The 21,737-nt window shown below is 53.5% G+C and carries 22 protein-coding genes; 17 read left to right on the plus strand and 5 right to left on the minus strand.

Annotated features, from left to right (window positions below; genetic code table 11):
- The first annotated feature begins 74 nt into the window (after positions 1–74).
- Both QMN38_RS03450 and QMN38_RS03455 read left to right on the plus strand, forming a co-directional pair.
- Complete coding sequence (locus QMN38_RS03450) at positions 75–359, plus strand: VF530 family protein (protein ID WP_137383067.1); 285 nt, start codon at positions 75–77, stop codon at positions 357–359.
- Between the two features lie 12 nt (positions 360–371).
- The gene (locus tag QMN38_RS03455) at positions 372–1,739 is read left to right on the plus strand and encodes a glycoside hydrolase family 10-like protein (protein WP_323604492.1); all 1,368 of its coding nucleotides are present in this window, start codon (positions 372–374) and stop codon (positions 1,737–1,739) included.
- Here QMN38_RS03455 and QMN38_RS03460 read toward each other — a convergent pair.
- The 3 genes from QMN38_RS03460 to hdeB all read right to left on the minus strand — a co-directional run bounded on the left by QMN38_RS03460 (position 1,736) and on the right by hdeB (position 4,769).
- Positions 1,736–2,254 carry a hypothetical protein gene (locus QMN38_RS03460; RefSeq protein WP_271442666.1) on the minus strand — a complete coding sequence of 173 codons (519 nt, stop codon included), beginning with the start codon at positions 2,252–2,254 and terminating at the stop codon, positions 1,736–1,738. The genes QMN38_RS03455 and QMN38_RS03460 overlap by 4 nt on opposite strands.
- 86 nt (positions 2,255–2,340) lie before the next feature.
- Positions 2,341–4,284: a methyl-accepting chemotaxis protein gene (locus QMN38_RS03465; RefSeq protein WP_271442667.1), complete on the minus strand. Its 1,944-nt coding sequence runs from the start codon at positions 4,282–4,284 to the stop codon at positions 2,341–2,343.
- 155 nt (positions 4,285–4,439) lie between these two features.
- Positions 4,440–4,769, minus strand: coding sequence for an acid-activated periplasmic chaperone HdeB (gene hdeB, locus QMN38_RS03470; RefSeq protein WP_005122660.1), 330 nt, complete (start codon positions 4,767–4,769; stop codon positions 4,440–4,442).
- 399 nt (positions 4,770–5,168) lie between these two features.
- Here hdeB and QMN38_RS03475 point away from each other — a divergent pair, with 399 nt between their 5' ends.
- Genes QMN38_RS03475 through QMN38_RS03505 form a run of 7 tightly spaced genes read left to right on the plus strand, consistent with a single transcriptional unit; the run spans position 5,169 to position 12,086 of the window.
- Positions 5,169–6,035, plus strand: a complete 867-nt coding sequence (locus QMN38_RS03475) for a MurR/RpiR family transcriptional regulator (RefSeq protein ID WP_323604493.1) — start codon at positions 5,169–5,171, stop codon at positions 6,033–6,035.
- Positions 6,036–6,049: 14 nt separating this feature from the next.
- Complete coding sequence (gene ddpX, locus QMN38_RS03480; RefSeq protein WP_271442384.1) at positions 6,050–6,637, plus strand: D-alanyl-D-alanine dipeptidase; 588 nt, start codon at positions 6,050–6,052, stop codon at positions 6,635–6,637.
- Positions 6,638–6,652: 15 nt separating this feature from the next.
- Positions 6,653–8,215 carry an ABC transporter substrate-binding protein gene (locus QMN38_RS03485; protein ID WP_271457350.1) on the plus strand — a complete coding sequence of 521 codons (1,563 nt, stop codon included), beginning with the start codon at positions 6,653–6,655 and terminating at the stop codon, positions 8,213–8,215.
- Between the two features lie 44 nt (positions 8,216–8,259).
- A complete protein-coding gene (locus QMN38_RS03490) occupies positions 8,260–9,282 on the plus strand; it encodes an ABC transporter permease (protein ID WP_137383060.1) in 1,023 nt (340 codons plus the stop codon).
- Positions 9,279–10,175, plus strand: a complete 897-nt coding sequence (gene ddpC / locus QMN38_RS03495) for a D,D-dipeptide ABC transporter permease (RefSeq protein WP_271457349.1) — start codon at positions 9,279–9,281, stop codon at positions 10,173–10,175. Before QMN38_RS03490 ends, ddpC begins: the two co-directional genes overlap by 4 nt.
- Entirely contained in the window at positions 10,172–11,158 is a 987-nt protein-coding gene (locus tag QMN38_RS03500) for an ABC transporter ATP-binding protein (protein WP_323604494.1), read from the plus strand. Before ddpC ends, QMN38_RS03500 begins: the two co-directional genes overlap by 4 nt.
- The gene (locus tag QMN38_RS03505) at positions 11,151–12,086 is read left to right on the plus strand and encodes an ABC transporter ATP-binding protein (RefSeq protein WP_323604495.1); all 936 of its coding nucleotides are present in this window, start codon (positions 11,151–11,153) and stop codon (positions 12,084–12,086) included. The genes QMN38_RS03500 and QMN38_RS03505 overlap by 8 nt, the downstream gene beginning before the upstream one ends.
- Before the next feature lie 10 nt (positions 12,087–12,096).
- Here QMN38_RS03505 and QMN38_RS03510 read toward each other — a convergent pair whose 3' ends face one another.
- The gene (locus tag QMN38_RS03510) at positions 12,097–12,987 is read right to left on the minus strand and encodes a LysR family transcriptional regulator (protein WP_061067901.1); all 891 of its coding nucleotides are present in this window, start codon (positions 12,985–12,987) and stop codon (positions 12,097–12,099) included.
- Between the two features lie 142 nt (positions 12,988–13,129).
- On the opposite strand from QMN38_RS03510, the gene QMN38_RS03515 reads away from it, so the two are divergent.
- Genes QMN38_RS03515 through QMN38_RS03540 form a run of 6 tightly spaced genes read left to right on the plus strand, consistent with a single transcriptional unit; the run spans position 13,130 to position 18,839 of the window.
- Complete coding sequence (locus tag QMN38_RS03515; protein WP_048211658.1) at positions 13,130–13,837, plus strand: CoA transferase subunit A; 708 nt, start codon at positions 13,130–13,132, stop codon at positions 13,835–13,837.
- A gap of 2 nt (positions 13,838–13,839) precedes the next feature.
- Positions 13,840–14,496: a CoA transferase subunit B gene (locus tag QMN38_RS03520; protein ID WP_137383055.1), complete on the plus strand. Its 657-nt coding sequence runs from the start codon at positions 13,840–13,842 to the stop codon at positions 14,494–14,496.
- Positions 14,497–14,506: 10 nt separating this feature from the next.
- On the plus strand, positions 14,507–15,712 hold the full coding sequence (locus tag QMN38_RS03525; RefSeq protein WP_323604496.1) for an acetyl-CoA C-acetyltransferase: 1,206 nt from the start codon (positions 14,507–14,509) through the stop codon (positions 15,710–15,712).
- Positions 15,702–16,625 (plus strand): 3-hydroxyacyl-CoA dehydrogenase family protein, encoded by a 924-nt coding sequence (locus QMN38_RS03530; RefSeq protein ID WP_323604497.1) that lies wholly within the window; start codon positions 15,702–15,704, stop codon positions 16,623–16,625. Before QMN38_RS03525 ends, QMN38_RS03530 begins: the two co-directional genes overlap by 11 nt.
- Before the next feature lie 37 nt (positions 16,626–16,662).
- The gene (locus tag QMN38_RS03535) at positions 16,663–18,057 is read left to right on the plus strand and encodes a GntP family permease (RefSeq protein WP_323604498.1); all 1,395 of its coding nucleotides are present in this window, start codon (positions 16,663–16,665) and stop codon (positions 18,055–18,057) included.
- Between the two features lie 11 nt (positions 18,058–18,068).
- Complete coding sequence (locus QMN38_RS03540; RefSeq protein WP_323604499.1) at positions 18,069–18,839, plus strand: 3-hydroxybutyrate dehydrogenase; 771 nt, start codon at positions 18,069–18,071, stop codon at positions 18,837–18,839.
- A gap of 84 nt (positions 18,840–18,923) precedes the next feature.
- Here QMN38_RS03540 and osmC read toward each other — a convergent pair whose 3' ends face one another.
- The gene (gene osmC, locus QMN38_RS03545; protein ID WP_048211652.1) at positions 18,924–19,355 is read right to left on the minus strand and encodes a peroxiredoxin OsmC; all 432 of its coding nucleotides are present in this window, start codon (positions 19,353–19,355) and stop codon (positions 18,924–18,926) included.
- A 228-nt stretch (positions 19,356–19,583) separates the two neighbouring features.
- Between osmC and sra the strand changes: the two genes are divergently transcribed.
- Both sra and maeA read left to right on the plus strand, forming a co-directional pair.
- On the plus strand, positions 19,584–19,724 hold the full coding sequence (gene sra, locus QMN38_RS03550) for a stationary-phase-induced ribosome-associated protein (protein ID WP_005126806.1): 141 nt from the start codon (positions 19,584–19,586) through the stop codon (positions 19,722–19,724).
- 179 nt (positions 19,725–19,903) lie between these two features.
- On the plus strand, positions 19,904–21,601 hold the full coding sequence (gene maeA / locus QMN38_RS03555) for a malate dehydrogenase (RefSeq protein ID WP_323604500.1): 1,698 nt from the start codon (positions 19,904–19,906) through the stop codon (positions 21,599–21,601).
- The last annotated feature ends 136 nt before the right edge of the window (positions 21,602–21,737 follow it).

Below are 21,737 nucleotides of genomic sequence, written 5' to 3' on the forward strand. Positions count from 1 at the left end.
CTGGTCGCCTTGCTTTCTTGTAACCTTTCGCTCGCGCGACTGACAAAATCTGGAACCACCGAACTGGACTTCATATGAATGCTCATATTTCTAAAGACCCCTTGCATGGTGTGACGCTTGAAATGCAGGTCAATGCCCTGGTTGATCGTTATGGTTGGGCTGAACTTGGCCAACGGATAAACATCAACTGTTTTAAAAATGAACCGAGCGTTAAATCCAGTTTGAAGTTTCTGCGTCGTACGCCGTGGGCGCGGGCAGAAGTTGAAGCACTGTATCTTGATTCTCTGCATGACGTTGCACCAGAACCCACCGCTCCTGCTATTGATCCCTGGGCTAACAGCCGCAACAAGAAAAAATAAGAGCAAAATCCGATGTCAGCATCCGGTTTTTTTTCAGGTCATTATCAGAAAAAACTGGCGACTCTCCTCGCCCGTTCCCGCAACACGCTACCGCTAACCAATGTGAAATGGTTTGCTGTACTGGTTGGCAGTATGCTGTTACTTGGCAGTTGCTCTTCACAACCGCCAGGACCGAAGGATACCCCTCATCCCCCGGTCACTACTCCGCAACAGAGTAAAGAGCCGGTTCGTGGTATCTGGCTGGCAACGGTTTCCCGTCTGGACTGGCCGCCAATCTCATCTGTAAACATCAGTTCACCCGCCATCCGCATCGGCCAGCAGCAGAAAGCGCTGACGGATAAGCTGGATAATCTGCAACGTCTTGGGATCAATACCGTCTTTTTCCAGGTAAAACCGGACGGCACTGCACTGTGGCAATCCAAAATTCTTCCCTGGTCAGACACTCTGACCGGCACCATCGGCCAGGATCCTGGTTACGATCCGTTGCAATTTATGCTCGACGAGGCGCACAAACGCGGGATGAAAGTTCATGCCTGGTTTAACCCCTACCGCGTCTCCGTCAATACGAAACCGTCAACGGTCGCAGAATTAAACAGCACGCTGTCGCAGACCCCGTCCAGCGTTTACGTGCTGCATCGCGACTGGATCCGCACATCGGGTGAACGTTTTGTACTGGACCCGGGTATTCCTGACGCGCGCGACTGGATAACCAGCATCGTGGCGGAGGTCGTTGAGAATTATCCGGTGGATGGCGTGCAGTTTGACGACTACTTCTATACCGAATCGCCGGGTTCGACGCTAAACGACAGCCAGACTTTCAGAAAGTATGGTCAGGGTTTTGATTCAAAAGCAGACTGGCGACGTCATAACACGCAACGGCTGATCGAACAGGTTTCACAGGCCATCAAAAAGATTAAGCCTGACGTGGAGTTTGGTGTTAGCCCCGCAGGCGTGTGGCGTAATCGCTCCCACGATCCGGCAGGCTCCGACACCCGAGGGGCAGCAGCGTATGATGAATCGTATGCCGATACCCGGCGCTGGGTGCAATTAGGTCTGTTGGATTACATCGCACCACAACTGTACTGGCCTTTCGCCCGTGATGCGGCGCGTTATGATGTACTGGCAAAATGGTGGGCTGGCGTGGTGAAATCCACCAATACCCGCCTGTATATTGGCGTTGCGCTGTATAAAGTAGGTGAGCCGTCACGAAAAGAACCGGACTGGACGGTACAAGGCGGTGTGCCGGAGTTGAAAAAGCAACTCGATCTGAACGAGTCCGAACCGAATATTAATGGCACTATCTTGTTTCGGGAGAACTATCTTAACCAACCGCAAACCCAGGAAGCCGTGACCTATATTCGTGATCGTTGGGGGCGCTAAGTGTTGCCGGGAGCTGGTGACCGGAGATAAACGCTGACGTAACGGATAAATTTCCCGATAAATACACCGGCAAACACGCCACCGGTAATGATTGCCAACGCGCTCATTACCGGCTGGCGTAAAATATCGGGAGCGATAGCATTCAATACACCTTGTACATATTTGATGCCAAAGGCCAACATCATGAACGGTAATGCAGAGTAATCTGCCGGGCGATGAATGCTGCGTGGCGCGGTACTGCGTGCCAGACGGCCGGGGTTTATCAACATATAGCCCACAATCACGCCGCTAATAATACCAACCATCCACTGTAGATACGTGCTGATGGACTGATCGCGGTAAGTGACCAGATCGTAAACATCCCAGAAAAGAAAGAGAGCCGGGATCAGTGCCAGCTTTTCCAGCGTAACGGTTGCGGGTATCCTGGCTTTAATCCCCCGAAATAACAGGAAGACCAACAAGACATATACCCACACCGGGGTGTGCACCAGCATCGCTACGACAAACTCAGCCATACTCTGGCTCCTGACGTGTTAACCACGTTAAGTGTAGCCTGGTGTTATCCGGGCGCAGACGATGCACCCGGATACTTTACGTGGGGTCAGGCCGCTGAAGGCTCCGGCAATTTGAATGAGGAAACCAGTAACGCTAATTGTTCCGCCTCTTCTTTCAGCACCTGGGTTCGTGTGGCGGCATCATCAATCAACGATGCGTTTTGCTGCACGGTGCTGTCCATTTCGGTAACGGCGAGTGTGACTTCGGAAACGCCCTTACGCTGCTCGTCACCCGCGACACGGATTTCCCCCATCAGTTGGCTAACCTGCCGCACGTTGTTGACCAGCTCTTCCAGGCGCTCACCTGCATTGTGGATTTGCTGGCTGCTGCTGCCAACATGTGAAACGGACTCATCAATCAACGCTTTGATTTCCTGGGCAGCAGTGGCACTGCGCTGTGCCAGGGTACGAACTTCAGATGCGACAACCGCAAATCCTCTGCCTGCATCCCCCGCTCTGGCGGCTTCAACGGCGGCATTCAGCGCCAGAATATTGGTCTGGAATGCAATGCTGTCGATGACGGCGACAATTTCCACCATTCTGCCAGACGAGGCACTGACGTTATCCATTGTCGAAATCACACCCTGCATCACGTCGCCACAGCGATTCGCCGTTTGCGCAGTGTTGTCGGAAAGTTCATCTGCCAGTTGCGTGTTGCTCGCATTTTGATGAACGGTCGCATTTAACTGTTCCATCGCCGCCGAACTCTCTTCCAGCGCGGCCGCCTGCTGAGTAACCCGTGAAGACAGCTCCATGTTACTGTCGGCCAGACTGACGGCGTTATTGGCTACCACTACGCTACTGCTTCTGACGGTGATCAGAATGGCGGATATTTTATCGACGAACAGGTTAAAGGCTTCCGCGATATCTGAAATCTCATCTTTACCTCGAACATCCAGACGTCGGGTAAGATCGCCTTCACCCTGTGCGATATCATCGAGCGCGCGACGAGTATCATCGAGACGAGAGATCAAGCGACGCACCACCAGCCATGATCCGACAAGCAACACGGTCATAATCGGGATCAGCACTTCCAGCACATCCTGCATCATGACTTTAGCGAGACCAACGATGCGCGTTTCCGGTGTCACCAGCCCTACGACCCAGCCAGTATCCGCCATCGGGAACAACATGACGCGTGACGGGGCATTCAGTACGTTGTCGCTTTCCAGCGTGATGGTTTTTACGCCATCAGTCGCGCGAAGCGATTTCAGCCCGGCTTCCACCGGGGCCAGCCAGTGTGCGCTTTGCGCCAGATCGCTAAAGGTTTTGTATTTTGTCTGATCGGCCTGGGGGAAATAGAGGATCTGACCCTGTTTATCAACCACAAATGCGTAGCCACCGGTACTGTTGCCCTGCTGCTGCATAAAGGTTGCAACGTTATCCAGACGAATATCGGTGGTGGCCACACCGGCAAACTTGCCGGCTAATTGATACGGAATACTGCAGGTCACCATGTTCACGCCGGAACTGGCATCCTGGTAAACATCAGACCACAGGCAACTGTTCTGTGAGTGACCTTTAGCATGCTGATACCAACTTTCATTGTGATAACCGGCGGATCCTTCGGCATTATAATCATTCGAAAAATCAAGCTTACCCTCAGCATTACGCGCCCAGAAAAAGCTACGTTTCTCTACTCCCGGGGTGAACGCGTTTGGCTCTGGCCAGATCCCGCCGCCGGTAATAATTGAGTGGCTGTCTTCGCCAATCAGGTGTGGAACCACGTTCTGATACAAAGATTCATCATTAGGCAGTACTTCGGCCAGTCGTGACAGACTGACGGTTTCGCCCTCGATACGAGAGAGCACAGTACTCAGTTGACGGGTTAAACCTTGCCCTGTTTCTTCTATCAGGGCGGTATTGATTTCAACGACGCGTGGCTGACCACGCCAGAGCATAATTGCAACAATAACAAGGGTGGTCACCGCAAGCAGCAGGATGCCGCCAATGGTTAACCGCGTTGAAATACGAGTAGGATACCAGGCCATACAAACTCCTTCTGCAAAAGGCTAACTTTTACCCAGTATCGGCACAGGAGTTTATATCTTTATAAAGTTTTCTTAAGTATTACAAAACAAATAAGTGACATTGTCACAAATAGCAAAACCCAGCACTTTGGCTGGGTTTTAATACATGCTTAATCTTATTTGGATAATTCTTTTTTGATTTCTTCTTTTATTTTGCTTAATTCACTTTGCGGATGTTTTTTGCAAAGTTCAACGGTCAGAGGCACAGCTGTAGTGATGGTTTCGTTATAGTCTACGAAGTCACCGCCTTTGAAGTCTTCGTCTTCATTCAGCACCCAGAAAGCAACCGGAGCCATAGTTTGCGGGTTCAAATCAATAAACTCCTGGCAGCTCATGCCTTTCGGAGTGACTTCAGTTTTAGCGTTATCAGTTGCTGCATTGACGCTTACACTGGTTAACAGCGCTGCGACCAGGATGCCTGCTGTAGAAAGGGAGAATTTATTCATTGTAGTACTCCATTTATAATCCAGATAATATCTACACTTGCGCTTTAAACCGTTAATGTAGTTCGCAAAAAATAATACTCCCACCGTCAGAAGAATAAAGATTACGGTCATCGATATGGCTGAAATTTATATTTCACATTACTGATTCTGATGTCTGATAAGAAATGTTGCACACAATGTGATCGTTACGACGAAATCAGCAGATTCATCCCTCACTTACCCTACCGTTGCACCAAAACTGAACTACGCTGCACAAATGTTGATCATTAGTTAATGAAAATTGATGCTTTTTAACAAAGAGCCCCGACGCAGCGCTGTCGCTGACCTGGCACGCGTCCTGCATTGTTAATCTGGTAACAGTGAAGCGGTATCTGACAAACAACTAACAGCGAGATGGTAATGACATCAAAACCTGAGTTATTTGCCCGCATAGAACAGACCTTTAGCCAGCTAACGCCCAGCGAAAAGCGCGTTGCCGGTTGGTTGTTAGCGCACGCTGCACAGATCCCTTTTGAAACGGCAGACGGCATCGCAAAAGCAGCAGGAACCAGTGGCATTACCGTCGGGCGTTACCTGCGTAAACTCGGGTTTCGTAACCTGGAAGATGCGAAAGCCAGCCTGCGTGAAATACCCGCTATTCCCTATCAGCCCTGGGGAATGAACGAGCGCCTGGACTCCTGGCACCAGCAGCAAAATCTACCTGACCGCGCACAACAATCGCTGCTGCTGGAAATTGACGCTATCACCCACGTCTATCAACTGGCACAAAGCGAAACATTTTTACGTATTGCGCAGCAATTAGCGCAGGCCGAAGCTGTTTATATTCTTGGGATCCAGTCCACCCGCGGGATCGCCAACGCCTTTTTTAGCCATCTGGAATATCTGCGACCGAAAGTGAGTTACTCCGAAGGACTTTCCGGTAGCTGGGTTGAGTCGCTGAACTCGGGATTTAATCAACCTTATGTCGTGATCACCGATACGCGCGCTTACTCGGCAACATCCCGACAATATTGCCGCATTGCCAGTGAGCGTGGCATTCCTCTCGCGTTAATCACGGATGTATGGTGCCCCTGGGCCAGAGACTATGCCATTGATTTACTTCAGGTGAAAACGGACACCGGGCACTTCTGGGATTCGCTTGCTCCGGTGAGTTGCCTGTTCAACTTATTACTCTCCGGGGTGGTCGCGCAACTGGGCGACTCCCTCGCGGGACGCCTGCAAACCAATCGCCAGTTACAACAACAATTTGGTCAATTCGAACAATAAACAGGAAACGTGCTATGTCAGATACCCCACAACTGGTCGATTTGTCGGTGATATTCCCGTCACTGCATATCGATCTGAAATACGCTACAGCCGATAACATTACCGGCGCGCCTATCTACCAGGAAGCGCGCTGTCTGCTGCATTCCGAGGCCGTCACTGCGCTGGCCAAAAGCATCAGCATCGCGCAGCTGGCGGGTTTGTCATTGGTGGTATATGACGCGTACCGCCCACAGCAGGCGCAGGCGATACTGTGGAATGCCTGTCCGGATCCGCAGTATGTGGTGGATGTGGCGATCGGTTCGAATCACAGCCGGGGTACGGCCATTGACGTCACGCTGATGGACACTCGCGGTAATGTGCTCGATATGGGGGCCGGTTTTGATGAAATGCATGACCGTTCCCATGCCTGGCACCCTTCAGTTCCTCCGGCTGCGCAGCGTAATCGACTGCTGCTCAATGCCATCATGTTCGGCGGCGGTTTTGTCGGCATCAACAGCGAGTGGTGGCATTTCGAACTGCCAAATGCCGCGCGTTACCCGCTGCTTGACGATCAAATAGCTTGTTACACTGTCACGTCTATAACAACACAACATCCCCTTTAATTCTGGAGCCTGGTTATGAAGACTACACCTGCGTTAACCTCGTTTTTTCGCCCCGCTCTGTTAGCCGTTGCGCTGGCGGTCGCCTTGCCTGCCGCGCAGGCTGCCGTCCCTAAAGACATGCTGGTTATCGGTAAAGCCGCCGATCCACAAACGCTCGACCCTGCTGTAACAATCGATAACAACGACTGGACGGTGACTTATCCCTCATATCAGCGTTTGGTTCAGTACAAAACTGAGGGCGGCAAAGGCTCCACGGAAGTTGAAGGTGATTTGGCCAGCGGCTGGAAAGCGTCTGATGACCAAAAAGAATGGACCTTTACCCTGAAAAGCGATGCTAAATTCGCCGACGGCACGCCAGTGACCGCTGATGCAGTAAAACAATCTTTTGAGCGCCTGCTCAAGATCGGTCAAGGGCCGGCTGAGGCATTTCCGAAAGATCTGAAAATTGATGCCATCGACAACAACACGGTGAAATTTACCCTTAGCCAACCATTCGCGCCGTTCTTATATACGCTGGCCAATGACGGTGCCTCAATTATCAACCCGGCGATCTTAAAAGAGCATGCCGCGGATGATGCTCGTGGATTCCTGGCACAAAATACGGCTGGGTCTGGTCCCTTTATGTTGAAGAGCTGGCAAAAAGGACAACAACTGGTGCTGGTACCCAACCCACATTATTCCGGTCCTAAACCCACGTTTAAACGCGTTTCGGTCAAAATCATCGGGGAAAGCGCTTCCCGTCGTTTGCAACTGTCTCGTGGCGATATTGATATCGCCGATGCACTCCCTGTCGACCAGCTTGCTGCCCTCAAACAGGAAGGTAAAGTCAACGTGGCGGATTACCCATCCTTGCGGGTGACCTATTTATACCTGAACAACAGCAAGGCGCCGCTCAATCAGGTGGATTTGCGCCGCGCCATCTCATGGGCCACGGATTATAAGGGGATGGTGAAAGGGATCCTGAGCGGTAACGGCAAGCAGATGCGTGGTCCTATTCCTGAAGGGATGTGGGGTTTTGATGACAAGGCCATGCAGTACAGCTTTGATGAAGCGAAAGCAAAAGAAGCATTAGGTAACGTTGCCAACAAACCCGAAACCCTGAGCTTCCTGTATTCCGATAACGATCCTAACTGGGAGCCGATTGCACTCTCCACTCAGGCCAGCCTCGGCAAGTTAGGCATTAAGGTGAAACTGGAAAAACTGGCGAATGCCACCATGCGCGATCGCGTCGGTAAAGGTGACTATGACATTGCCATCGGTAACTGGAGCCCGGACTTTGCTGACCCGTACATGTTCATGAACTACTGGTTCGAGTCGGACAAGAAAGGCTTGCCGGGCAACCGTTCATTCTATGAAAACAGTGAGGTCGATAAGTTGCTGCGCAGCGCGCTGGCCACCACCGACCAGGTTGCCAGAACCAATGATTACCAGCAGGCGCAAACCATCGTCATTGATGAAGCAGCTTACGTCTATTTATTCCAGAAAAACTACCAGTTGGCGATGAATAAAGACGTCAAAGGTTTTGTCTTCAACCCCATGCTGGAACAGGTCTTCAACATCGCCACCATGAGTAAATAAGCCACGTTAATGCGGAGCCAATCTGGCTCCGCAAGGGGAAGCCAATGACGTTCTGGAGCATTTTACGCCAGCGATGCTGGGGACTTATCCTGGTGGTTGCCGGTGTCTGTGTAATCACTTTTATTATTTCGCACCTGATCCCGGGCGACCCCGCACGGCTGCTGGCCGGCGATCGCGCCAGCGATGAAATTGTCGAAAATATTCGCCAACAGCTGGGACTGAATCAGCCGCTGTATATTCAGTTTTTCCGTTACGTCAGCGATATTTTTCAGGGTGATTTAGGCACCTCCATTCGCACCGGCCGGCCGGTGCTGGATGAATTGCGCGTATTCTTCCCTGCCACGCTTGAATTGGCCTTCTGCTCTCTGCTGCTGGCGCTGATCATCGGTATCCCGTTGGGTATTCTGTCTGCAGTCTGGCGCAACCGTTGGCTCGACCACCTTGTCCGCCTGATGGCTATTACCGGTATTTCGACCCCGGCATTCTGGTTGGGCCTCGGCGTTATCGTGCTGTTTTATGGCCATTTGCAGATTTTACCCGGCGGCGGACGGCTTGATGACTGGCTCGATCCCCCCACGCACGTCACCGGTTTCTATCTGGTTGATGCGCTGCTGGAAGGCAACGCTGAGGTCTTTTTCAATGCGCTGCAGCACCTGATCCTGCCGTCGCTGACGCTGGCCTTCGTGCACTTAGGGATCGTTGCCCGACAGATTCGTTCCGCCATGCTGGAACAACTGAGCGAAGATTATATCCGCACCGCGCGGGCCAGTGGTTTACCGGGTTGGTACATCATTTTGTGTTATGCACTGCCGAATGCGTTGATTCCGTCGATAACCGTGCTGGGTCTGGCCCTGGGCGATCTGCTCTATGGTGCAGTACTGACCGAAACGGTCTTTGCCTGGCCGGGCATGGGTGCCTGGGTTGTGACCTCCATTCAGGCACTCGATTTCCCGGCAGTCATGGGATTTGCCGTGGTGGTCTCTTTTGCGTATGTGCTGGTCAACCTGGTGGTGGATCTCCTTTACCTGTGGATTGACCCGCGAATCGGACGTGGAGGTGCACAGTGATGCTCACACAAGAAACACCCGCCCCATCACCAGCGACCCGCCGCCGTGTTGACTGGGCAAAGCTATTCTGGATGATGAAGAGCAGTCCGCTGACGCTGATTGGCGGCGTCATTATTGTACTGATGCTATTGTTAATGGTGCTCTCTCCGTGGATCACCCCTTACGATCCTAACGCCATTGATCTGACCGCACGCCTGTTGCCACCGTCGGCCATCCACTGGTTTGGCACCGATGAAGTGGGTCGTGATCTGTTCAGCCGCGTCCTGGTCGGAAGTCAGCAGTCAATTGTCGCCGGTCTGGTGGTGGTTGGTATCGCTGGCGGGCTGGGCTCGCTGTTGGGATGCCTGTCTGGCGTGATGGGCGGACGTGCGGATGCGATCATCATGCGTATGATGGATGTTATGCTGTCCATTCCTTCGCTGGTACTGACAATGGCACTGGCCGCCGCATTAGGGCCAAGCCTGTTCAACGCCATGCTGGCGATTGCGATTGTACGTATACCTTTCTATGTACGCCTCGCGCGCGGTCAAACGTTGGTCGTTCGTCAGTTTACTTATGTACAGGCCGCGCGAACCTATGGTGCATCACGCTGGCATCTGATCAGTTGGCATATTTTACGCAATTCACTTCCCCCGCTGATTGTGCAGGCATCACTGGATATTGGCAGTGCGATCCTGATGGCCGCCACGCTCGGATTTATCGGGCTCGGCGCCCAACAACCCAGCGCTGAATGGGGCGCAATGGTGGCGATTGGTAGAAACTACGTACTTGACCAGTGGTGGTATTGCGCATTTCCTGGTGCCGCCATTCTGATTACCGCCGTGGGCTTTAATCTCTTTGGTGATGGTATTCGCGATCTGCTGGATCCGAAAGCCGGAGGAAAACAGTCATGACACAACCAGTCCTGGAGATCGAGAATTTGCACCTGAGCTTCCCCGGTTATAAAACGGATGTGCATGCGCTGAATCATGTGTCGCTGCATATCAACCGGGGGGAAATTGTCGGCGTGGTCGGTGAGTCTGGCTCAGGGAAATCCGTCACGGCCATGCTCGCCATGCGTCTGTTACCCGAAGGAAGCTATCGCATCCATCAGGGGCGCGTTACGCTGCTGGGTGAAGATGTTTTAACTGCCAGCGAAAAACAAATGCGCCAGTGGCGCGGCCAACGCGTGGCGATGATTTTCCAGGAGCCGATGACGGCGTTGAATCCAACACGACGAATCGGCCAACAAATGGTGGAGGTCATCCGTCACCATCAGGCATTGAGCCGCACGGATGCCCGGCAGAAAGCCATCGCGTTACTGGAAGAAATGCAAATCCCGGATGCCCCGGAAGTGATGTCCCGCTTCCCGTTTGAGCTTTCTGGGGGGATGCGTCAGCGCGTGATGATTGCGCTCGCGTTTTCCTGCGAGCCAGACCTGATCATTGCCGATGAACCCACCACCGCGCTGGATGTCACAGTACAGCTTCAGGTACTGCGATTACTGAAGCTTAAAGCACGGGCCAGCGGTACCGCCGTGTTGTTTATCAGCCATGATATGGCCGTCGTCTCGCAATTGTGTGACCGGTTATACGTTATGTATGCCGGGAGCGTGATTGAAAGTGGTCCAACACAAACCGTTATTCAGCACCCCACGCATCCCTACTCTATTGGTCTCCTGAAATGTGCGCCTGAGCACGGTGAACCGCGTGCATTGCTCCCCGCGATTCCGGGTACCGTACCGAATTTAACCTGTTTACCTGTCGGATGCGCATTCCGCGAGCGCTGCTTTGCCGCGGGGCCTCGCTGTGAAGAAACACCTGATTTATGCAGCCAGGGCGGTGCGGATCAACAATCCGCCTGCTGGTACCCACAACTGGAGACGACACATGTCTGATATTTTACTGGACCTGCAGGATGTTCATATCAACTTCCCCGCGCGAAAAAACTGGCTCGGCAAAGTAACAGAGCGGGTGCATGCACTCAACGGTCTGGATTTACAAATCCGCCAGGGGGAAACGCTGGGGATTGTTGGTGAATCCGGTTGCGGTAAAAGTACGCTGGCACAACTGCTGATGGGGATGATCAAACCGAGCCAGGGGTACTATTCTTGCAGGGGGGGCAACAATGGTATGCAGATGGTCTTTCAGGACCCGCTTTCATCCCTGGACCCGCGCTTGCCGGTATGGCGAATAATCACTGAGCCGGTATGGATCCAAAAGCGTAGCGCTGAACGCGAGCGCCGCACCCTGGCCGAGGATTTGGCTCGACAGGTAGGGATTCGTCCGGAATATCTCGATCGCCTGCCGCATGCCTTTTCCGGCGGGCAGCGCCAGCGTATTGCCATCGCCCGCGCGCTGTCATCGGAGCCGGATGTAATCGTCCTTGATGAGCCGACGTCGGCACTGGATATTTCGGTACAGGCGCAAATCCTCAATCTGCTGGTTGCATTGCAGGCACGCCGGAATCTGACTTTTGTGCTGATATCGCATAACGTATCGGTCGTCCGGCATATGAGTGATCGTGTGGCGGTGATGTATCTTGGGCAAATTGTCGAACTGGGCGATGCGCAGCAGGTTCTCTCGCATCCGGCACATCCTTACACCCGTCTGTTGCTGGATTCGGTGCCTAAAACGGGTACGCCACTGGCTGAGGATTTGGTCCTGCGTAAAACCGAACTCCCTGGCAACAGAACACTACCGCAAGGCTGTTTTTTTCGCGACAGATGTCCGCTGGCAACCCACGGATGTGAAAAAAAACAGGCATTACTGAAAAATGAAGCCGGACGGGAAGTTCGCTGTTGGCGGGCCATTGATATCTGTTGACTGCGCATTTTCAGGCGAGATACGCCTTTTTCAGCGCGTCCACCAGCATTCCCGACGCGGTTGATAATTTATGGTGTGCCGAACGCAGCACCCCGATCCGCCGCTGGATCACGGGACCGTCAAGCTCTATACAGGTTGCGCCAAGTTCTGTCATTTGTGTTCGACACAGTGCGGGAACTGCGCTGCCGCCCAATCCGTTTGCCACCATACGGCCAACGGTCACCAGTTGATGGCTTTCCAGCGCCACGTCCAGCGTATGTCCGCTTTGCACCAGTTGTTCTTCCAGCATCAGGCGCACGGCAGATGGGCGTTGCAGCGTAATAAAATCCAGCGTCAGCAATTCGCGCCACGCAATACGCTCTCGCCCCGCCAGCCTGGATGTTGGCGGGACGATCGCCACAAAACGATCGACACCGAGTGGCGTGAAGTGCAGTTGCCCTGAATAATCAGGCTCGAAGGCGATCCCCATCTCCACCCGTCCTTCACTCACCATTTCAATGACCTGTTCGTTTATGACATCGTGAACCGTCACGTTAATACCAGAATAGCAATCCCGAAAGGTTTTCAGTACCTGTGGCAAGACGTTTGCCGCAAACGAGGGCATGGCAGCAATGGAGATTTTACCGCGTTGTAACGTAAAGCGCTGACGCATCGCTTCTTCAGTATTCTCCCAGTCAGCAAGCAGTTGTCGCCCCATATTCAGCAACGTTTCGCCTTCCTGTGTCAGGGTGACTTTGCGCGTCGTGCGCAGCAGTAAGGCCCCACCCAGCGAGTCCTCAAGCCCTTTAATCGCCAGGCTTAACGCAGGCTGCGACATATTCAGTCGTTCACTGGCATGAGCAAAATTCAGAGTGTGAGCTACCGCTAAAAACGCGCGTAACTGTTTGATGCTCATTCCCATTTCGCATTCCTTTAACCTATTGAATACCTTTAATTAACATTAAATTGATAAAAAAACCCAATGAGTGAGTCACAAATTTAAAATTAACAAATCATTTTTCACCCCCAATGATGTCGACAAGGACAACTGGAGGGACAAGTGTATGGCTGGACTGGATAAACGTGTCGCCACGTATCAAGAGGCGCTGGCTGGACTGACCGACAACATGACGCTGCTGGCAGGCGGTTTTGGTTTATGCGGCATTCCTGAAAACCTGATTGCCGAAGTACGCCGTCGGGAGGTTCAGGGACTGACTGTCGTCTCAAACAACTGCGGTGTGGATGGTTTTGGCCTCGGTGTGCTGCTGGAAACACGTCAGGTACGTAAAGTGGTGGCGTCCTATGTTGGCGAAAATGCGCTGTTTGAAAAGCAGGTATTGAGCGGTGAACTGGAAGCCATTCTGACCCCACAGGGCACGCTGGCTGAGCAGTTACGGGCCGGCGGCGCAGGGATCCCGGCGTTTTTCACCGCCACGGGATACGGTACCCCCGTCGCTGAAGGCAAAGAGGTACGTGAATTTGACGGCCGGCCTTACATCATGGAACAGGCGATTACGGGTGATTTTGCGCTGGTCAAAGGCTGGAAAGCCGACTGGTACGGCAACGTTATCTACCGCCACACTGCCCAGAACTTTAATCCGCTGATGGCCGCCGCCGGGCGCATTACCGTCGTGGAAGTTGAAGAAATTGTTCCTCCCGGTGAACTGGACCCTGCGGCGATTCATACCCCGGGAATTTTCGTAAACCGCATCATTCAGGGGCAGTTTGAAAAACGCATTGAACAACGCACCCTGCGCCAGAAAGGAGCCTGACCATGTTAACGCGTGAACAAATGGCGATGCGTGTCGCCCGGGAACTGCGCGACGGTTATTACGTCAACCTCGGGATCGGTATTCCAACCTTAGTGGCCAACTATATCCCCGAGGGTATGGACGTGATGCTGCAGTCGGAGAACGGTCTGTTGGGGATGGGGCCGTTTCCGACCGAAGACGAACTGGATGCCGACATGATCAACGCCGGGAAACAGACCGTGACGGCACGTAAAGGCGCGGCAATTTTCGATTCAGCACAGTCTTTCGCCATGATCCGCGGTGGTCACGTTGACCTGACGGTGCTTGGCGCATTTGAGGTGGACACCAATGGCAACATTGCGTCGTGGATGATCCCCGGAAAGATGGTGAAAGGCATGGGCGGCGCAATGGACCTGGTGGCCGGGGCTGAAAACATCATTGTGGTGATGACGCATGCGTCCAAAAACGGTGAGTCCAAGCTGCTCCCCGCCTGCACCCTGCCATTAACCGGCGTGGCCTGCATTAAACGCGTGCTTACCGACCTGGCGCTACTGGAGATCGCCAACGGCGCATTCATCCTGCGCGAACGTGCGCCGGGCATCAGCGTCGAGGAGATTGTTGCCAGGACTGCTGGAAAACTGATCGTTCCCGACACCGTGCCCGAAATGCAATTCAACTGAGGAGCTGACCATGCAGGATGTTGTTATTGTCGCGGCAACGCGCACACCCATTGGCAGTTTCCACGGGGCGCTGGCACCGCTCAGTGCCGTGGAACTGGGGGCGGTAGTGATCCGCTCTTTGTTGGAAAAAACCGCCGTAGCACCGGAGCACATTGACGAGGTGATCCTGGGACAGGTTCTGACGGCGGGCAGCGGGCAGAATCCGGCCAGACAGACAGCATTACGGGCAGGTTTGCCGGTGACGGTCCCTGCGCTAACCATCAACCTGGTATGTGGTTCAGGCCTGAAAGCGGTGCAACAGGCGGTGCAGGCTATCCGCTGTGGTGATGCGGACATCGTCATTGCCGGAGGCCAGGAAAGCATGAGCAATGCGCCCTATTTTCTCGACGGCGCACGCTCGGGCCTGCGCTTGGGGCATGCCAGTCTGAAAGACAGTGTGGTGCACGACGGACTGTGGGATGCGTTTAACGACTACCACATGGGCATTACTGCTGAAAACCTGGCAGATAAGTTTGTTATCAGCCGCGAACAACAGGATGCCTTTGCACTGCAGTCTCAGCAGAAAGCCGCAGCGGCAATTGAAGCCGGTCGATTCAATGCAGAAATCACGCCGGTCAGCGTTCCACAAGGGAAAAAACCACCACGTTTGGTTGAGCGTGATGAACAGCCACGCCCGGATACTCAGGCGGAGAAACTGGCACAACTGAAACCGGCTTTTCGCCCTGGCAATGGCACGGTCACCGCAGGGAATGCCTCATCAATCAACGATGGCGCGGCGGCGGTGATGCTGATGAGCGCCACCAAAGCCGCAACGCTCAACCTGCCGGTACTCGCCCGGGTCGCGGGTTACGCCGTTTCCGGTGTCGACCCGGCTTTCATGGGGATTGGCCCGGTAGAAGCCTCGCTCCAGTGTCTGAAACGCGCCGGGTGGACACTCAATGATGTTGATCTTATCGAAGCTAACGAAGCATTTGCCGCACAGGCGCTGGCGGTGGGTGAAGCTCTGAACTGGGACAGCAACAGAGTTAACGTCAACGGCGGCGCGATTGCACTGGGTCATCCGATTGGCGCCTCTGGCTGCCGCATTCTGGTGACCCTGTTACATGAAATGGCACGCCGCAACGTCACCAAAGGACTGGCCACATTGTGCGTAGGGGGTGGTCAGGGTGTCGCACTGGCGGTTGAGCGTTCAACAGGAGAACAGCATGCAAAATAATCACTTTAGCGTCCTCGGCGCGGGGTTAATGGGCGTCGGCATTGCCACCCATTTTGCCCGTTTCGGCCATAATATCTGGCTATTTGATACCGATAGCGACCGGATTGCTGAAATTACCGCCGTCGCCGGTAGCATTCTCGATGAGCTGATCGCGACTGACCAGTTTCATGCAGAGGAAAAAAAATCGGTTCTCGCGCGACTACACGGCACAACCTCGCTGGCCGATATCGCCGCATCGGGATTACTGATTGAAGCGATCCCGGAACGACTCGAGCTTAAGCACGCACTGTATGCACAACTGGAAGCATTAATCGCCCCAGATGCGGTGATTGCCAGTAATACCAGCGGCCTGCCGCCGGATGCGCTGGCAGAAAAACTCACCCACCCCGAACGGTTGCTGATCGCCCATTTCTGGCATCCACCGCACTTTATTCCGCTGGTTGAAATTGTGCCGGGCACGGCAACCAAACCTGAATATCTCAGCGAATTGCAGCAATTGCTGGTCGCGATGCAACTGGAGGCGGTGGTGCTCGATCGTGCCGCACCGGGTTTTGTCGGCAACCGCTTGCAATTCGCACTGCTGCGTGAAGCGCTGCATATCGTCAAAAGCGGGATCGCCAGCGCGGAAGTGGTGGATCAGGTGATGCGCGCCTCCCTCGGACGTCGCTATGCCATGGTCGGCCCGCTGGAAGCGGCAGACATGACCGGACTGTCCACCGTGCAGGACATTTGCCGCCATCTGCTCCCAACACTCGCCACCGGCAGTGACATGATGTCACTTGTTGCTGACAAGGTTGCCAACGGCGACACCGGCTTGCGCAGTGGCCAGGGCTTTTATCGCTGGGATGATTCGCGCAAGGAATACATTCAGCAACGCCGTGAACATCAACTGCGCTTTGCCCTGAAGCCATAACGTCTCTTTCTGTACCCCACTATAATAATAAGGAGTCATGATGAGTGTATTAATCGCCCTGGCAGCGCTGGGCTTGCTGATGCTGGCAGCCTATCGCGGATACAGCGTTATCCTGTTTGCCCCCATCGCGGCATTAGGTGCTGTTCTGCTTACGGAACCGAGCGCCGTCGGCCCCGCTTTCACCGGTCTGTTTATGGAAAAAATGGTCGGTTTTGTAAAGCTTTACTTCCCGGTGTTCTTGCTGGGAGCTGTGTTTGGCAAGTTAATCGAGTTATCCGGTTTTTCCCGTTCAATCGTTGCTGCTGCTATTAATATTCTCGGGCGACGCCATGCAATCCCGGTCATTGTGCTGGTATGTGCTCTCCTGACCTACGGCGGCGTGTCATTGTTCGTGGTCACCTTTGCGGTGTATCCGTTCGCGGCTGAACTGTTCCGCCAAAGTAATATTCCCAAACGTCTGATCCCGGCAACCGTCGCGCTGGGGGCATTCTCCTTTACGATGGATGCCCTGCCGGGGACGCCGCAGATCCAGAACATCATTCCAACCAGTTTCTTTGGGACTAACGCCTGGGCCGCGCCGTGGCTGGGGCTGATAGGTTCGCTATTTATTATCTTTGTTGGTCTGGTGTATCTCGAACGCCAGCGCCGGAAAGCGCAGGCTAAAAATGAGGGCTATGGCACTGAACTGTTAAATGAACCGGAAACACCGGATAACATTAATCTGCCAAACCCGATTATTGCTATTTCTCCGCTGATCCTGGTGGGGGTATTTAACCTGCTGTTTACCCGCTGGATCCCGCAGTGGTATGGCGCGACGCATCAATTGGAACTCCCGGGACTTGCCAAACCTATTACCACTGAAGTGGGAAAAATTACGGCTATTTGGGCCGTAGAAGCAGCATTGATATCGGGGATCCTGCTGGTGGTGCTATTCGGCTATCGCAATATCAAAGGTCGCCTGGCTGAAGGCAGCAGAACGGCGGTTGGCGGCGCTATCCTCGCGGCGATGAATACCGCATCAGAATACGGTTTTGGCGCGGTTATCGCCGCCCTGCCGGGATTCCTGGTGTTGTCAAAAGCACTGGCGGCCATTCCCGATCCGTTGCTTAATGAAGCGATCAGCATTACCACTCTGGCCGGGATCACCGGCTCGGCATCCGGCGGGATGAGTATTGCGCTTGCGGCAATGTCCGATACGTTTATTGCTGCCGCACATGCCGCCAATATTCCACTCGAAGTCTTCCACCGCGTCGCATCGATGGCGAGCGGCGGCATGGACACTCTGCCACATAACGGCGCGGTCATTACCCTGCTGGCGATTACTGGCCTCAGCCACCGTCAGGCGTACGGCGGGATTTTTGCCATCACCGTAATCAAAAGCCTGGCCGTGCTGTTTGTTATCGGCGTCTTCTACACCACAGGAATCGTTTAAGGAGAATCATCATGAACTTAACGGGTAAAACCGCTCTGGTTACCGGCTCGACCAGCGGTATCGGTTTAGGCATCGCTCAGGTACTGGCACAAGCAGGAGCCACCCTGATTCTTAACGGTTTCGGTGATGTGGAGGCCGCGAAAGACGCGGTTGCGCAGTACGGTAAAACCCCAGGTTTCCATGGGGCGGATCTGAGCGATGAAGCGCAAATCGCCGATATGATGCGTTACGCTGAAAATGAGTTTGGCGGTGTGGATATTCTGGTTAACAACGCCGGGATCCAACATGTTTCACCAGTAGAAACGTTTCCGGTAGCCAAATGGAACGCGATTATCGCCATCAACCTGTCCTCCGTTTTTCACACTACGCGCCTGGCCCTGCCCGGGATGCGCAAGCGTAACTGGGGTCGCATTATTAATATCGCTTCGGTACACGGGCTGGTTGCGTCAAAAGACAAATCGGCGTATGTCGCAGCCAAGCATGGCGTGGTGGGTTTAACCAAGACGATTGCGCTGGAAACTGCACAGACCGGTGTCACCTGTAATGCACTGTGTCCCGGCTGGGTGTTGACCCCGCTGGTCCAGCAGCAGATTGACAAGCGTATTGCTGAGGGTGCTGAGCCCGCTGCGGCACGCGATGCCTTATTGGCAGAAAAGCAGCCGTCACGCGAATTTGTCACACCGACACAGTTGGGTGAGCTGGCGCTATTTCTGTGCTCAGACGGCGCGGCGCAGGTGCGCGGCGTGGCGTGGAATATGGATGGCGGCTGGGTAGCGCAATAACATCATCTGGTGCCGGATAAGACCGACTTACATCCAGCACTGTCGTAGGCCGGATAAGACGTAGTCGCATCCGGCACGCCACGATTAAGACTTCAACTGATAATCCAGCGTAATTTCCGCTTTCAGAACCTGCGACACCGGGCATCCGGCTTTCGCTTTCTGAATAATCCCGTCAAACGTAGCGGCGTCTATCCCCGGCACGCTCACCTGGCTGTGTAACGCCACTTTGGTGATCGCAAAACCGGCATCCACCTTATCCAGAGAAACATCGGCAGTCGTATCAATAGCATCGGGTGTAAAACCGGCTTCGCCCAACATCAACGACAGTGCCATCGAGAAGCAGGCAGCATGTGCTGCGCCAATCAACTCTTCAGGGTTAGTGCCTTTGACGCCTTCAAAACGCGTATTAAATCCATACGGTTGCTGGTTAAGTACGCCACTTTCTGTCGACACGGTCCCTTTGCCGCGTTTAATGTCGCCTTCCCAGTGGGCCTGACCTTTCTTATGGATAGTCATTACCGCTCTCCTGTGTTGTCATTGGAGTAACAAGTATAGGCTTCATGGGAAAATGCATGACCCATAATGGAAAGTTCTGCATTTCCTGCTTAAGCATTGACCTTTCAGATAAAATGACCGACCATCCAGAGAGCCGTTAATTGACTCATCGGCTTTTTGTCAGGTTGTATTTCGTCCGTTCTTACGCGGGCTCGCCCTTGAAACCAGTAACAGGATTAAGGAGTTAGAATGAAATCGAACCGTCAGGCCCGTCATATTCTTGGACTGGACCACAAAATCTCCAATCAACGTAAAGTCGTGACCGAAGGCGACAAATCCAGCGTGGTCAACAATCCTACCGGAAGAAAGCGCCGCGCTGACAGCAAGTAGTTCCCCGCACGACATACTGATTAACGAGATAAACACCATTGCAACCGCAGTGGTGTTTTTGCTTATAAAACCCCTTAACCCATTCACAATGCTTTATACTTCGCCCGTTTCCCTGGCAGACAGGCTACATACGATCATAAAGAGTGCCAGGGACGGTTATTCAAAAAAGAGTGAGTGACATGGAAAACGAAACTAAAAAACTGCGTTCCCTTTACATCCCTTACGCTGGCCCGGTACTGCTTGAGTTTCCCCTACTGAACAAAGGGAGTGCCTTCAGCATCGAAGAACGCCGTAACTTCAACCTGCTGGGGTTACTGCCGGAAGTTGTCGAGTCGATTGAAGAACAGGCTGAACGTGCCTGGATCCAATATCAGGGATTCAAAACAGAAATCGATAAACATATCTACCTGCGCAACATCCAGGACACCAACGAAACCCTGTTCTATCGACTGGTACATAATCATCTTGATGAGATGATGCCGGTTATCTACACCCCAACGGTGGGTGCGGCCTGTGAGCGTTTCTCCGAGATCTACCGTCGTGCACGCGGTGTGTTTATCTCGTATCAGAACCGTCACAACATGGACGATATTCTGCAAAACGTCCCGAACCACAATATCAAAGTCATCGTTGTCACCGACGGTGAACGCATCCTTGGTCTTGGCGATCAGGGTATCGGCGGCATGGGTATTCCGATCGGCAAGCTGTCTCTGTACACCGCCTGCGGTGGAATTAGTCCGGCGTACACGCTGCCCGTGGTGCTGGATGTGGGGACCAACAACCAGCAATTGCTCAACGATCCTCTGTATATGGGTTGGCGTAACCCGCGCATTACTGATGATGAATACTACGAATTCGTCGATGAGTTCATCCAGGCCGTGAAGCATCGCTGGCCGGACGTACTGCTGCAATTCGAAGACTTCGCGCAGAAAAACGCGATGCCGCTGCTCAACCGCTATCGCGACGAAATTTGCTCGTTCAACGATGATATTCAGGGTACCGCGGCGGTCACTGTGGGCACGTTGATTGCAGCCAGCCGTGCGGCCGGCAGCCAGTTGAGCGAGCAGAACATTGTTTTCCTTGGGGCCGGTTCCGCAGGTTGCGGGATCGCCGAGCAGATCATCGCGCAAATCCAACGTGAAGGATTGAGCGAAGAAGCCGCGCGTCAACGCGTGTTTATGGTCGATCGCTTTGGCCTGTTAACCGATAAAATGCCAAACCTGCTCTCCTTCCAGACTAAGCTGGTGCAAAAGCGCGAGAACCTGCAACACTGGGATACACAGGAAGATGTGCTGTCACTGCTCGATGTTGTTCGCAACGTCAAGCCAGACATTCTGATCGGCGTTTCCGGCCAGACGGGGCTGTTTACCGAAGAAATTATTCGTGAGATGCACAAGCACTGTCCGCGTCCGATCGTCATGCCGTTGTCTAACCCGACCTCGCGCGTTGAAGCGACGCCACAGGATATCATTGCCTGGACCGAAGGTAATGCACTGGTTGCCACCGGCAGTCCGTTCGCCTCGGTCGCCTGGAAAGATAAAATCTACCCGATTGCCCAGTGTAATAATGCCTATATCTTCCCGGGTATCGGCCTTGGCGTCATTGCCTCAGGCGCCAAACGCATCACCGATGAAATGCTGATGTCGGCCAGCGAAACCCTGGCGCAGTATTCACCGCTGGTACTCAACGGCGAAGGGCTGGTGTTACCGGAGCTGAAAGACATCCAGACCGTTTCCCGCGCTATTGCCTTTGCCGTCGGTAAAATGGCGCAGCAGCAAGGTGTGGCGGTGAAAACCTCCGCCGAAGCCCTGCAACAGGCAATCGACGAGAATTTCTGGCAGGCGGAATACCGCGACTACCGTCGTACTTCTATTTGACGGTTTGCCCGGTGGCGATCCTGTCGCCGGGCGCTCAACACTTGCACAACGGTGTCAGTTGCGATTACACTTTCACCATTGATTAACATTCGAAAATATAAAAGGAGGATACTTATGCTGTACTGTGAACGTTTCA

Origin of the sequence: Citrobacter sp. R-1.5.2, from assembly GCF_035064245.1 — a bacterium.
Classification (GTDB): domain Bacteria; phylum Pseudomonadota; class Gammaproteobacteria; order Enterobacterales; family Enterobacteriaceae; genus Citrobacter.

Bases quoted from the DNA above. Each gene is read 5' to 3' on its own strand.
- QMN38_RS03450 (WP_137383067.1), top strand. From the start codon at position 75: ATGAATGCTCATATTTCTAAAGACCCCTTGCATGGTGTGACGCTTGAA.
- QMN38_RS03455 (WP_323604492.1), top strand. From the start codon at position 372: ATGTCAGCATCCGGTTTTTTTTCAGGTCATTATCAGAAAAAACTGGCG.
- QMN38_RS03460 (WP_271442666.1), bottom strand. From the start codon at position 2,254: ATGGCTGAGTTTGTCGTAGCGATGCTGGTGCACACCCCGGTGTGGGTA.
- QMN38_RS03465 (WP_271442667.1), bottom strand. From the start codon at position 4,284: ATGGCCTGGTATCCTACTCGTATTTCAACGCGGTTAACCATTGGCGGC.
- hdeB (WP_005122660.1), bottom strand. From the start codon at position 4,769: ATGAATAAATTCTCCCTTTCTACAGCAGGCATCCTGGTCGCAGCGCTG.
- QMN38_RS03475 (WP_323604493.1), top strand. From the start codon at position 5,169: ATGACATCAAAACCTGAGTTATTTGCCCGCATAGAACAGACCTTTAGC.
- ddpX (WP_271442384.1), top strand. From the start codon at position 6,050: ATGTCAGATACCCCACAACTGGTCGATTTGTCGGTGATATTCCCGTCA.
- QMN38_RS03485 (WP_271457350.1), top strand. From the start codon at position 6,653: ATGAAGACTACACCTGCGTTAACCTCGTTTTTTCGCCCCGCTCTGTTA.
- QMN38_RS03490 (WP_137383060.1), top strand. From the start codon at position 8,260: ATGACGTTCTGGAGCATTTTACGCCAGCGATGCTGGGGACTTATCCTG.
- QMN38_RS03500 (WP_323604494.1), top strand. From the start codon at position 10,172: ATGACACAACCAGTCCTGGAGATCGAGAATTTGCACCTGAGCTTCCCC.
- QMN38_RS03505 (WP_323604495.1), top strand. From the start codon at position 11,151: ATGTCTGATATTTTACTGGACCTGCAGGATGTTCATATCAACTTCCCC.
- QMN38_RS03510 (WP_061067901.1), bottom strand. From the start codon at position 12,987: ATGGGAATGAGCATCAAACAGTTACGCGCGTTTTTAGCGGTAGCTCAC.
- QMN38_RS03515 (WP_048211658.1), top strand. From the start codon at position 13,130: ATGGCTGGACTGGATAAACGTGTCGCCACGTATCAAGAGGCGCTGGCT.
- QMN38_RS03520 (WP_137383055.1), top strand. From the start codon at position 13,840: ATGTTAACGCGTGAACAAATGGCGATGCGTGTCGCCCGGGAACTGCGC.
- QMN38_RS03525 (WP_323604496.1), top strand. From the start codon at position 14,507: ATGCAGGATGTTGTTATTGTCGCGGCAACGCGCACACCCATTGGCAGT.
- QMN38_RS03530 (WP_323604497.1), top strand. From the start codon at position 15,702: ATGCAAAATAATCACTTTAGCGTCCTCGGCGCGGGGTTAATGGGCGTC.
- QMN38_RS03535 (WP_323604498.1), top strand. From the start codon at position 16,663: ATGATGAGTGTATTAATCGCCCTGGCAGCGCTGGGCTTGCTGATGCTG.
- QMN38_RS03540 (WP_323604499.1), top strand. From the start codon at position 18,069: ATGAACTTAACGGGTAAAACCGCTCTGGTTACCGGCTCGACCAGCGGT.
- osmC (WP_048211652.1), bottom strand. From the start codon at position 19,355: ATGACTATCCATAAGAAAGGTCAGGCCCACTGGGAAGGCGACATTAAA.
- sra (WP_005126806.1), top strand. From the start codon at position 19,584: ATGAAATCGAACCGTCAGGCCCGTCATATTCTTGGACTGGACCACAAA.
- maeA (WP_323604500.1), top strand. From the start codon at position 19,904: ATGGAAAACGAAACTAAAAAACTGCGTTCCCTTTACATCCCTTACGCT.